We start from the raw sequence: 12,069 nt of genomic DNA, 5'->3' as shown, positions 1-12,069 counted from the left end.
GATTAAGTAAGAAGGAAGAGAGCGATGAATAAAATTAAAATTGCAAAAAACCTGATGGCAATAATGGTTGGCTCTGCTTTGCTAAGTAGTGCGGCATATGCAGACGATACGCTTACGGGCAAAGCGAAAACGACCGCCAGCTCTGCCGGAGCGAAAATCGACAGTTCAATGAAAAAAGTCGATGGTTACATGGACGACAGCGGTATTACAGCTAAAGTTAAAGCGGCTTTAGTTAACGACAGTGAAATCAAAAGTACCGATATTTCGGTGAAAACCCATAAGGGGGTGGTGACGCTGGATGGCTTTGTCGCTGCGCAGGAGCAGGCTGAAAAAGCCGTGGCAGTGGCTAAGAACGTTGCGGGTGTTAAGTCCGTCAGCGACAAACTACACGTTAAAGACAGCGGTAAACAAACGGTAAAAAGTTATGCGGGCGATGCCGCAACGACCAGTGAAATAAAGGCTAAGCTTTTAGCTGACGATATTGTACCGTCACGGAAAGTAAAAGTGAGTACGACTAACGCCGTCGTGCAGCTCTCCGGTACGGTCGATAATCAGGCGCAGTCTCAGCGCGCTGAAGGAATCGCCAAAGCCATTGAAGGCGTCAAGAGCGTAAAAAACGATCTTACTGTTAAGTAGTAAGATATTGGGGTCGGACAATACAGTACTGTCGGCCTGAAGAAAATCCAGAAGACAGATAATCAGTGGCTATCTCGCGCTGATGAAGGACAGAAAGCAATTCGATTATCACCATGGTTAAGGAGAGGCTTATGTTACGTTGGGGTATTATTTTTCTGATTATTGCTATTATTGCTGCCGCCCTTGGCTTCGGAGGTCTGGCCGGGACTGCAGCGATGGCAGCGAAAATAGTTTTCGTTGTTGCGATTATTATTTTTCTTGTCAGCCTGTTTACTGGCCGCAAACGGTTATAAATCGGAATGTTGTTCTGATTCCTCAGGTCATGATAGCGCTCCGGTCTTATCAGATCGGACCTAAAAAAGGCATCCCCAAGGGGATGCCTTTTCGTATTGGGCAAAGCGCTTTTTTGGTACAGCGTAGCGCATCGCTTTTCTGTTATCCTTCGGCTGTTTTTTGTACGGAGCCAAGGATGTGGGTAAACATATTCCCGTCACGTTAGGTAACATCGAGCCGCTGATGCTGCAACCTTTCCGCCCGGGTAAACTGGCGCTGGTTTGTGAAGGTGGCGGGCAGCGCGGAATTTTCACTGCAGGCGTACTGGATGAGTTTCAGCGGGCGCGGTTTGATCCATTCGAACTCTATCTGGGCACTTCTGCCGGCGCGCAAAATCTTTCAGCGTTCGTCTGTGACCAGCCAGGCTATGCCCGGCGGGTGATTACTCGCTATACCACCAGCAAACAATTTTTTAATCCACTGCGTTTTGTACGCGGTGGTCATCTTATTGACCTTGACTGGCTGGTAGATACGACCAAAGCCGAACTGCCGCTGGCGATGAATATCGCCGGTACGCGTTTTGACAGCGGCAGACGTTTTTATATGTGTGCTTGCCGCAGCGACGATTATCGCCCCTTTTACTTTAAACCGACCCCGGAAAACTGGCTGGATATCATCCGCGCTTCCAGCGCGATACCCGGCTTTTATCGTCCCGGCGTGATGCTGGAGGGCGTCAGCTATCTGGATGGCGGCATTACCGATGCGATACCGGTACGGGAAGCGGCGCGGCTGGGCGCGCAAACAATTGTGGTTATCCGCACCGTTCCCTCGCAGGTGGTTTATACTCCGCAATGGATAAAGCGCGTGGAGCGCTGGTTAAGCGAAAGCGCCTTACAGCCGTTGGTAAACCTGCTGCAGGTTCACGAGGCCAGCTATCGCGAGATTCAGCAATATATCGATAACCCCCCGGACGGGCTGCGTATTATCGAAATCTATCCGCCGCAGCCGTTGCTGAGTATGGCGCTCGGCAGCCGCGTAGCGTCGCTTAATCAGGACTATCATCTGGGGCGGCGCTGCGGGCGCTATTTTCTCTCGACCATTGGTCGCTGGCTGGAAGGTGGCGATATCTCCGGACGGCGGCAGACGGTGACGCCGCCCGCGCCGGTGGCTAACACCGTCGGCTTGCAGAGCCTGCCTGCCGACCCGGCGGCGGGAAACGACGCCGATTATGATGAGGACTCGTTGGCATGAGCGCGACATTTGTCGATACCCACTGCCATTTTGATTTTCCTCCCTTCAGCGGCAATGAAGCGGCGAGCTTGCAAAAAGCCGCCGCCGTTGGGGTAGAAAAAATCATTGTGCCGGCAACCGACGCTGCGCGCTTTGGCGGCGTGCTCAGGCTGGCGCAGCAGTGGCCATCACTTTATGCTGCCCTGGGGATGCACCCTGTTTTCATCGCCAGTCATCATCAGGAAGAGGATCTGGCGGCGCTGGCGGACATTTTGCAGCAGCGTCCCGCCAAACTGGTCGCTATTGGCGAAATCGGGCTCGATTTATATATCGAACAGCCGCAGTTTGAACGCCAGCTGGCACTGCTGGATGCGCAGCTGCGGCTGGCGCGGGACTACGATTTACCGGTCATTCTGCATTCCCGCCGCGCGCACGATAAGCTGGCCCAGCATTTGCGGCGTATAGCGCCGGCGCGCTGTGGCGTGATTCACGGCTTCGCCGGCAGCCTGGCACAGGCCGACGCTTTTGTTGCGCTTGGTTATAAAATTGGCGTTGGCGGCACCATTACCTGGCCGCGCGCCAGCAAAACCCGACAGACCATCGCCCGGCTGCCGCTTTCGGCGCTGCTGCTGGAAACCGACGCGCCGGATATGCCGCTACAGGGCTATCAGGGGCAGCCTAACCGGCCTGAGCGCCTCGCTGAAGTCTGGCGCGTACTCTGTGAACTACGCAGCGAGTCGCCACAGGTGATTGCCGATACCATCCGCGCCAATACCCGCGCGCTTTTTGCAATCTGAAGCCTGATGCCGTCCTGAGAAATCGCCACCCGCCTCATGCTGAAATGAATTCCTTACTTTGAATGTTAATATTATAACATCGCCATGGGCGGTAAGGTTCTGGCACCTGCTGAGCTTGATTTGTGACTTGAGTCGCTTTATTGTTGCGGTGTTTGCTGTTTTTCATCTTAATAAGCCAACCAGGATCATACAATCATCCCAATGATGATGTTATAATAATAACATTGAATTTAACGATTATGGTTCCGTTCTGTTAACCGGAGTACTGAGATGACCGATATCACCGCAACTGCCATCCGGGCGTTGAAGCTAATGGATTTAACTACCCTGAATGATGACGATACCGATGAAAAAGTAATCGCCCTCTGTAAGCAGGCAAAGTCGCCGGCGGGCAACACGGCGGCAATATGCATCTACCCGCGTTTTATTCCTATTGCGCGCAAAATGCTGCGTGAACAGGGAACACCGGACGTGCGTATTGCCACGGTGACCAATTTTCCCCATGGCAACGATGATGTGCAAATCGCGCTGGCGGAAACCCGGGCCGCTATCGCTTACGGCGCCGACGAGGTTGACGTGGTGTTTCCCTATCGCGCGCTGATGGCCGGTAATCGCGATATCGGTTTTGAGCTGGTTAAGTCCTGCAAAACCGTCTGTGATGAGGCCGGCGTGCTGTTAAAAGTCATTATTGAAACCGGCGAGCTGAAGCAAGAAGCCCTGATCCGCGAAGCCTCAGAAATTGCCATTGAAGCCGGGGCTGATTTTATTAAAACCTCGACCGGCAAGGTGGCGATCAATGCCACGCCGCAATATGCCGAAATCATGATGCGCGTTATCAAAGATAAAGGCGTGGCAGGCCGGGTCGGCTTTAAACCTGCGGGCGGCGTGCGCAGCGCTGAAGATGCGGCGATTTATCTGCAGTTAGCCGATGACATCCTTGGGGCTGACTGGGCTGATGCGCGTCATTTTCGCTTTGGCGCCTCCAGCCTGCTGACCAGTTTGCTCAACGCTGCCGGTTACAAAAGCGCAGCCAGCGACAGCCAGTATTAATATTTTGCGCCCGCAGAGCGGGCGCATTTTCCCCGCATGCTATCACCGGAGGCGCTCATGCTTCTTCCACAGGAAATTATTCGTAAAAAACGCGACGGCAACGCGCTGAATGAGGACGAAATTCGCTTTTTCATCAACGGAATCCGTGACAATACCATCTCCGAAGGGCAAATCGCCGCACTGGCGATGACGATCTTTTTTCATGATATGTCGCTGCCGGAACGCGTGGCGCTGACGATGGCGATGCGCGATTCAGGTTCGGTGCTTAACTGGCAATCGCTGGCGCTGAATGGTCCGGTGGTTGATAAGCACTCCACCGGCGGCGTCGGCGATGTCACTTCACTGATGCTTGGACCGATGGTGGCGGCATGCGGCGGCTACGTGCCGATGATTTCGGGGCGCGGGCTGGGACATACGGGCGGCACCCTGGATAAGCTTGAGTCGATTCCCGGTTTTGATATCTTCCCCGATGAGAGTCGTTTCCGCCAGATTATCAAACACACCGGCGTTGCGATTATCGGCCAGACCAGCGCGCTGGCGCCGGCAGATAAACGTTTTTATGCCACGCGCGACATTACGGCGACTGTTGATTCGATACCGCTGATTACTGCTTCCATCCTTGCCAAAAAGTTGGCTGAGGGGCTTGATGCGCTGGTGATGGACGTTAAGGTCGGCTCTGGCGCTTTTATGCCGACCTTTGAGCTTTCGCTGCAGCTGGCGCAGGCCATCGTCGGCGTCGCTAACGGCGCAGGCTGCCGCACCACCGCATTGCTAACCGATATGAATCAGGTTCTGGCTTCCAGCGCCGGTAATGCGCTGGAGGTTCGCGAGGCGGTTGACTTCCTGACCGGCGCGCGTCGCCAGCCGCGCCTGCTGGAAGTGACGCTGGCGCTGTGCGCGGAAATGCTAATTTCTGGCGGTCTGGCGCAGGATGAAGACGACGCTCGCCGTCAGCTACAGCGCGTGCTGGATAACGGCAGCGCAGCGGAAACCTTTGGGCGGATGGTCGCCGCGCAAAACGGCCCGCATGACTTTATGGAGAAGATGGACGACTACCTGCCCGCGCCGGTAATGAGTAAAGCCGTCTACGCTCAGCAGTCTGGCTACGTAAGCGCAATGGATACCCGTGCGCTGGGAATGGCGGTGGTCACACTGGGCGGCGGCCGTCGTCGCGCCAGCGATACCATTGATTACAGCGTGGGCTTGAGCGACGTAGTGCAAATCGGCGATCGGGTCGATACGACACGCCCGCTGGCCATTATTCATGCTGCCAGTGAAGATCGCTGGCTGGAGGCCGCCGCGGCGGTCCGGAGCGCGATCACACTTGGCGACAAACCCGCAGATAAAACGCCACTTATCTATCGCAGAATTGTTTGAGAAACGGCATACTGATCTGATCGCTTAATTTTACCTGTCGCGTATACACGCAGGAGGCTTGTATGAAACGTGCGTTTATTATGGTGCTTGATTCCTTTGGAATTGGTGCCAGTAAAGATGCCGATAAATTCGGCGACGCCGGGTCTGACACCCTGGGGCATATTGCTGAAGCCTGCTTTAAAGGCGAAGCTGATAAAGGCCGCAAGGGGCCGCTCCATCTGCCAAATCTGACGGCATTGGGGCTGGGCAAAGCTGCGGAAGAGTCCACCGGACGCTTTCCGCCGGGATTAGATAAAAACGCAGAAATTACGGGCGCTTACGCCTATGCCAGCGAGCTCTCTTCCGGTAAGGATACCCCTTCCGGCCACTGGGAAATCGCCGGCGTCCCCGTTCTGTTCGACTGGGGGTATTTCAGCGACACCGAAAACAGCTTCCCGCAGGCGCTGCTGGATATCCTGGTGAAAAAGGCCAATCTGCCGGGCTACCTCGGCAACTGCCATTCATCGGGAACGGTGATCCTCGATAAGCTCGGCGAAGAGCATATGAAAACCGGGAAACCGATTTTTTATACCTCCGCCGATTCGGTTTTCCAGATCGCCTGTCATGAAGAGACCTTTGGCCTCGACCGCCTGTATGAACTGTGCGAAATCGCCCGTGAAGAGCTGACTAACGGCGGTTATAACATTGGTCGCGTCATCGCCCGTCCGTTTATCGGTAAAAAAGCCGGTGAGTTTGAGCGTACCGGCAACCGTCACGATCTGGCCGTTGAGCCGCCGGCGCCGACCATACTGAAAAAGCTGGTGGACGAGCAGGGCGGAGAAGTAGTGTCTGTGGGTAAAATCGCAGATATCTATGCGCAGGTTGGCATCAGCAAGAAAGTGAAGGCAACCGGCCTTGATGCGCTGTTTGATGCCACGGTTAAAGAGATGAAAATCGCGCCGGATAACAGCATCGTATTTACTAACTTCGTTGACTTCGACTCGGCCTGGGGACATCGTCGCGATGTTGCCGGCTACGCCGCTGGCCTGGAGCTGTTCGATCGTCGTTTGCCGGAGCTGATGGCGCAGATGAAACCGGGCGATATTATGATCCTCACCGCCGATCACGGCTGCGATCCCACCTGGCAGGGAACCGATCATACCCGCGAGCATATCCCGGTACTGATCTATGGTCATGAGGTTAAGCCGGGTTCGCGCGGCTACCGTGATACCTTTGCTGATATCGGCCAGACGGTGGCGAAGTACTTCGGTTTATCTGATATGGAATACGGTAAATCTATTCTGTAATTTGATATTTATCGCGCCGGGCGGCTACCCGGCGAGTGCAATAAGGAATAAAAATGGCAACTCCACATATTAACGCTGAAATGGGCGATTTTGCCGACGTAGTTTTAATGCCGGGGGATCCGCTGCGCGCCAAGCATATCGCGGAAACTTTCCTGGAAAATCCGCGTGAAGTGAACAATGTACGTGGCATGCTGGGCTATACCGGCAGCTACAAAGGTCGGGCTGTTTCAGTTATGGGCCACGGAATGGGGATCCCTTCCTGCTCGATTTATACCAAAGAGCTGATCACCGATTTTGGCGTGAAAAAAATCATCCGCATTGGTTCCTGCGGCGCAGTGCGCGCTGATATCAAACTGCGCGATGTGGTAATCGGTATGGGTGCCAGCACCGATTCCAAAGTGAACCGTATGCGTTTTAAAGACCATGATTTTGCCGCCATTGCCGATTTTGACATGGTGCGCTGCGCGGTTGACGCGGCGAAAAACCTGGGCGTTGAGGCGAAGGTCGGCAACCTGTTTTCCGCCGACCTGTTCTATAGCCCGGACCCGGAAATGTTCGACGTGATGGAAAAATACGGCATTCTCGGCGTTGAAATGGAAGCCGCCGGGATCTACGGCGTGGCGGCGGAGTTCGGCGCGAAAGCGCTGGCTATTTGCACTGTCTCCGACCATATCCGTACTCACGAGCAGACTTCGGCTGCTGAGCGTCAGACGACGTTCAACGATATGGTGAAAATTGCGCTGGAGTCAGTGCTGTTGGGCGATGAAGCCTGATACCCTTCGGGGCTGGCATCTGCCAGCCCCGCTTCCGTTCTGAGGCTGGCGCTAACTAAGGCTGGTTTTTCGCCGTTATTCCTTCACTGCTGCTTAGGCTGCGTTCACGCAGGTTCGGGCCTGCCATAACTGGCGCCTTGCATTCGCGGTTTCATCGCTGATACGCGGGCTTGCGCTGCGTGCTGACAAAGAGCGCCCTTTTAGCGACCCCAGAGCTTGTTACTGGCGAGATCGGCGCCGGCGCGCATGGCGCGGAACTTTTCGCGTACCACCGTCGGATGAACTTCCGGGCGATAGGTTGCCTGCGAGGAGAAGCCGCAGTCGGCACCGGCCAGCACATTTTCGCGGCCCACGCGTTCGGCAAAGCGGATCAGACGTTCGGCGATCAGCTCCGGGTGTTCAACGGTATTGCTGGCATGGCAAATAACGCCGGGGATCAAACGTTTGCCTGCGGGTAATTGCAGCTGCTCCCAGATGTGATATTCATGCTCGTGGCGGACGTTTCCGGCCTCAAATGAATAGTCTGCGGCGTTGATATCCAGCATATAGCTGACAAACTCAACGAACGGCACGTCATGAATGCGCGGACCTTCGTTAATGCTGTAGCAGGTATGGTAGCGGATTTTTTCCTGTGGCAGGCCGCGCAGCGCATGGTTGAGGATAGTGACATATTCGGCGGCTTTGTGGCGGATAGCCTTGCTGTCTAAGTGGCGATCGGCAAACAGATCCGGCAGGAAAGGATCGTCAATTTGCAGGCTGAATCCGGCGTCAATAATGGCTTTATATTCAACGCGCAGCGCTTCGGCAACCGCCTGCAGATAGTCGCCTTCGCTGGCGTAAAATTCATTGGTGCCGACGCCGGTCGGCGCCACGGAGGGAACGAACGCGCTCTGAGCCTGCGCCTTGCTCAGCGCCTGGCGCAGATTATTAAGATCGCGCTGCAGTTGATCGGTGCCGTAATAGCTAATCGGTCCGGTGCAGGCTACCGGAACGAAAGGCACCAGATTGCCGCCCAGCATCGCTTCGCCAAAATAGTGCTGATAATATTCCGGAAAAGCTTCAACTTCGGCATCAAACGCCGCGTACCTCTGTCCTGGCCGCGGGGAAAAGCCGGTCATGCGGTCGCGTACGTAGGCAAAAAAGCCCACTTTTGACATTTCGCCGTCGGTAACGATATCGATACCATCGGCCACCTGCTGTGCGACTGACTCCTCAACCGCTTCGGCGATGCAGGTTTCCAGCTGCGCCTGGTTATCGGCGCCCTCAATATTGGCCTTCATCAGGTCGAGCAATTTGGTTGGGCGAGCCAGGCTGCCAACATGGGTGGTGGGAATACGTGCGTTTTCCTGGGACATGAAAAAGACTCCGGCGTTAAATGCGGTGTTATTTATTATTAAAGGTTTACCGCATAGTGACGAAAGCGCTAAAGGTAGTCACGCAAATCCGCACGCAGCTAACCTGATGTTTTTTCATCTTTAGCGGCGGAGTCGTCTGATGGTGAATTTTCTTCATCAACCTCATCTTCGGCAACGGGCGTACTGGCGGTCAGCAGGAAAGGCGACTGCTGCCAGCGGGTGCGGCGGTCACGCAATAGCGAACGGGTGAGAATAATGCCGAGTGCCAGCGCCAGTAGCATCATTAAGCGCAGAACATTGGTGGTGTTGTCCACCTGGCGTGATTCGGTTGCCAGTACGTGGGTATCCAGGGTCAGGCGCAAAAAGCCGCGCGGTCCGTCTTTGCTGTCCAGCGGCTGAACGATCTGATGATTGAAATAGCTGCCTGCGCGTTTACCGTCCAGCGATAGCCGATCGCGTACGCTGATGCTCTGGCCGCTGTGCGCCACCAGGCTGCCCTCGCTGTCATACACCGAGGCGTCAAGAATGCGGCTATTATCGGTTAATACGCTGAGGATTTCCGCGATTTTCGCCTGGTTATCCTCCGGGCTGTCCATCAAGGGCGTCAGACTCCAGGCGACCTGGCGGGTCAGGGTGTGCGCCAGCTCCTCGCTCTGCTGCGACTGAGCGCGCTGATGCCCAAGGCTGAACCACGACGCCCCCTGCATCAGCGCCACCAGCAGCGCGAGGCAGATCAGTACGATAACCGTACGGTGCAGGCGGAATTTTAGTTTGGCTTTAGCCATGACGGACCTTCATTTTTTGTACTGTCTTTTCGACGCTTTATGTTGCCAGAAGCGGCGCTGACAGGGTAGCCTCTTGCGTGGTTAAAATATCCTCTTTGTTACAGGAGCTGTAATGCCGAATCGTCTTACCTGGCGCGACCTGCCTGCCGATATCTCTCTCTGGCCTGGATTGCCTTTGTCGCTGAGCGGCGATGAAGTTATGCCGCTGGATTATCATGCCGGGCGTTCGGGCTGGCTGCTATACGGACGAGAACTGGATAAGGCGACTCTGGCGGCATTTCAGCACAAGCTGGGCAGCGCGATGGTCATCGTCAGCGCCTGGAGCATCGGGGATTATAAAGTCATTCGCCTGGCTGGCACCCTGACGCCCGCCGCGACCATGCTGGCTCACGCGGAAAGGCTCGATGTGACGCCGCTGGGGAAAATCCCCACGCTGCGTAATCCCGGCCTGCTGGTCATGGATATGGATTCAACGGCGATCGAGATCGAATGTATTGATGAAATCGCCCGCCTGGCCGGCTGCGGCGAACAGGTGGCTGAGGTCACCGAGCGCGCGATGCGCGGCGAGCTGGATTTTGCCGCCAGCCTGCGCGAGCGCGTGGCGACGCTGGCCGGCGCCGATGCCGATATTTTACGGCAGGTACGCGAAACGCTGCCGTTGATGCCGGGTTTAACCGAGCTGGTCGCGTTCTTGCACGATCATGGCTGGCACGTGGCGATTGCCTCCGGCGGCTTTACCTGGTTTGCCGATTATTTGCGTGACAGGCTGCATTTGTCGGCGGCGGTGGCTAATCAGCTGGAAATAAAAGATGGTAAGCTGACCGGTAGGGTCGCCGGTGAAATCGTTGATGCCCGCTACAAAGCGGAGACGCTGCTGAAGCTGGCTACTCAGTTTGAAGTGCCGCCTGAGCAGACTGTCGCCATCGGTGACGGCGCTAACGATCTGCTGATGATGAAGGAGGCGGCGTTGGGGATTGCTTATCACGCCAAGCCTAAAGTAAATGAAAAGGCGGAGGTTTCGATCCGTCATGCAGACCTGATGGGCGTCTGGTGTATGCTGAGCTGTACGCTAAGCACCGATGAAAAATAGCTGAGGTTACGTTGGCGAAAGGGGCGAAACGCGCGTTTGTTTGTAACGAATGCGGCGCAGATTACCCACGCTGGCAGGGGCAATGTAGCGCCTGCCAGGCATGGAATACCATTACGGAAGTACGGCTGGCTGCTTCACCGGCCGCCAGCCGTAACGATCGGCTGAGCGGCTATGCTGGCAGCGCCGGAACCAGCCGCGTGCAGAAACTCTCTGAGATAAGCCTTGAAGAGCTGCCGCGTTTTTCCACCGGCTTTAAAGAATTTGATCGGGTGCTGGGCGGCGGTGTGGTGCCGGGCAGCGCCATCCTGATTGGCGGCAGTCCCGGTGCAGGTAAAAGTACCCTGCTGCTGCAAACGCTGTGCAAGCTGGCCGCGCAAATGAAAACCCTGTACGTCACCGGCGAAGAGTCGCTGCAGCAGGTTGCGATGCGCGCTCACCGGCTGGGACTGCCGACGGAAAATCTGCATATGCTGTCGGAAACCAGCATCGAGCAGATCTGCCTGATCGCCGAGCAGGAACAGCCCAGGCTGATGGTGATTGACTCGATCCAGGTTATGCACATGGCGGACATTCAGTCGTCGCCGGGCAGCGTAGCCCAGGTGCGTGAAACCGCCGCCTGGCTGACCCGCTTTGCCAAAACCCGCGGCGTGGCGATCGTTATGGTGGGACACGTCACCAAAGACGGTTCGCTGGCGGGGCCGAAAGTGCTTGAGCACTGCATCGACTGCTCCGTGCTGCTGGATGGTGACGCTGATTCACGTTTCCGGACCCTGCGCAGTCACAAAAACCGCTTTGGCGCGGTAAACGAACTCGGCGTATTCGCTATGACCGAACAGGGCCTGCGCGAGGTGAGTAACCCCTCGGCCATTTTTCTTAGCCGCAGCGACGAAGTCACCTCCGGGAGTTCGGTGATGGTGGTCTGGGAAGGTACCCGACCGCTGCTGGTGGAGATTCAGGCGCTAGTGGATCATTCTATGATGTCGAATCCGCGCCGGGTTGCGGTTGGGCTGGAGCAGAATCGGCTGGCTATTTTGCTGGCGGTGTTGCACCGGCATGGCGGTCTGCAAATGGCCGATCAGGACGTGTTCGTCAATGTGGTCGGCGGCGTTAAGGTGAGTGAAACCAGCGCCGATTTGGCGCTGTTGCTGTCAATGGTCTCCAGCCTGCGCGACCGCCCGCTGCCCCATGATCTGGTGGTGTTCGGCGAGGTGGGGCTGGCCGGAGAGATACGTCCGGTGCCTAGCGGCCAGGAGCGCATTTCCGAAGCGGCAAAGCACGGTTTCCGCCGGGCGATCGTTCCCCATGCTAACGTGCCGAAAAAAACGCCGGAAAATATGCAGATTTTTGGGGTTAAAAAGCTTACGGATGCGCTGGCGATCCTTGACGATTTCTAAGTTTCGGGGTGTGCTGCCATACT

Annotated in this window: 12 protein-coding genes; 10 read left to right on the top strand and 2 right to left on the bottom strand. The window is 55.9% G+C overall.

Features of this window, described 5'->3' with window-relative positions; genetic code table 11:
- Positions 1-24: 24 nt before the first annotated feature.
- From osmY to deoD, 8 genes are all read left to right on the top strand, one after another.
- The gene (osmY, locus tag BTJ39_RS11430; RefSeq protein ID WP_078002823.1) at positions 25-636 is read left to right on the top strand and encodes a molecular chaperone OsmY; all 612 of its coding nucleotides are present in this window, start codon (positions 25-27) and stop codon (positions 634-636) included.
- A 131-nt stretch (positions 637-767) separates the two neighbouring features.
- Positions 768-929: a DUF1328 family protein gene (locus tag BTJ39_RS11425; RefSeq protein ID WP_092876556.1), complete on the top strand. Its 162-nt coding sequence runs from the start codon at positions 768-770 to the stop codon at positions 927-929.
- Between the two features lie 178 nt (positions 930-1,107).
- Positions 1,108-2,160 (top strand): patatin-like phospholipase family protein, encoded by a 1,053-nt coding sequence (locus BTJ39_RS11420; protein ID WP_078002821.1) that lies wholly within the window; start codon positions 1,108-1,110, stop codon positions 2,158-2,160.
- A complete protein-coding gene (locus tag BTJ39_RS11415; protein ID WP_078002820.1) occupies positions 2,157-2,936 on the top strand; it encodes a TatD family hydrolase in 780 nt (259 codons plus the stop codon). Before BTJ39_RS11420 ends, BTJ39_RS11415 begins: the two co-directional genes overlap by 4 nt.
- A gap of 270 nt (positions 2,937-3,206) precedes the next feature.
- Positions 3,207-3,986, top strand: a complete 780-nt coding sequence (gene deoC / locus BTJ39_RS11410; protein WP_078002819.1) for a deoxyribose-phosphate aldolase — start codon at positions 3,207-3,209, stop codon at positions 3,984-3,986.
- 57 nt (positions 3,987-4,043) lie between these two features.
- Positions 4,044-5,363, top strand: coding sequence for a thymidine phosphorylase (gene deoA / locus BTJ39_RS11405; protein ID WP_078002818.1), 1,320 nt, complete (start codon positions 4,044-4,046; stop codon positions 5,361-5,363).
- A gap of 62 nt (positions 5,364-5,425) precedes the next feature.
- Positions 5,426-6,649 carry a phosphopentomutase gene (gene deoB / locus BTJ39_RS11400; RefSeq protein ID WP_078002817.1) on the top strand — a complete coding sequence of 408 codons (1,224 nt, stop codon included), beginning with the start codon at positions 5,426-5,428 and terminating at the stop codon, positions 6,647-6,649.
- Positions 6,650-6,702: 53 nt separating this feature from the next.
- Positions 6,703-7,422: a purine-nucleoside phosphorylase gene (gene deoD / locus BTJ39_RS11395; protein ID WP_078002816.1), complete on the top strand. Its 720-nt coding sequence runs from the start codon at positions 6,703-6,705 to the stop codon at positions 7,420-7,422.
- A gap of 200 nt (positions 7,423-7,622) precedes the next feature.
- Here the strand turns inward: deoD and BTJ39_RS11390 are convergent, their stop codons facing one another.
- Together BTJ39_RS11390 and BTJ39_RS11385 are read right to left on the bottom strand one after the other, a co-directional pair.
- The gene (locus tag BTJ39_RS11390) at positions 7,623-8,777 is read right to left on the bottom strand and encodes a cobalamin-independent methionine synthase II family protein (protein ID WP_078002815.1); all 1,155 of its coding nucleotides are present in this window, start codon (positions 8,775-8,777) and stop codon (positions 7,623-7,625) included.
- 98 nt (positions 8,778-8,875) lie between these two features.
- A complete protein-coding gene (locus tag BTJ39_RS11385; protein ID WP_078002814.1) occupies positions 8,876-9,562 on the bottom strand; it encodes a YtjB family periplasmic protein in 687 nt (228 codons plus the stop codon).
- 112 nt (positions 9,563-9,674) lie between these two features.
- Between BTJ39_RS11385 and serB the strand changes: the two genes are divergently transcribed.
- Both serB and radA read left to right on the top strand, forming a co-directional pair.
- Positions 9,675-10,652, top strand: coding sequence for a phosphoserine phosphatase (gene serB / locus BTJ39_RS11380; protein WP_078002813.1), 978 nt, complete (start codon positions 9,675-9,677; stop codon positions 10,650-10,652).
- An 11-nt stretch (positions 10,653-10,663) separates the two neighbouring features.
- Positions 10,664-12,046, top strand: a complete 1,383-nt coding sequence (gene radA / locus BTJ39_RS11375) for a DNA repair protein RadA (protein ID WP_078002812.1) — start codon at positions 10,664-10,666, stop codon at positions 12,044-12,046.
- Positions 12,047-12,069: the final 23 nt, after the last annotated feature.

This window comes from Izhakiella australiensis (assembly GCF_002006995.1).
In the GTDB taxonomy this organism is placed as follows: domain Bacteria; phylum Pseudomonadota; class Gammaproteobacteria; order Enterobacterales; family Enterobacteriaceae; genus Izhakiella; species Izhakiella australiensis.
The sequence above is the reverse complement of the archived record's forward strand: the minus strand, read 5'-3'. Positions and strand labels throughout refer to the sequence as shown.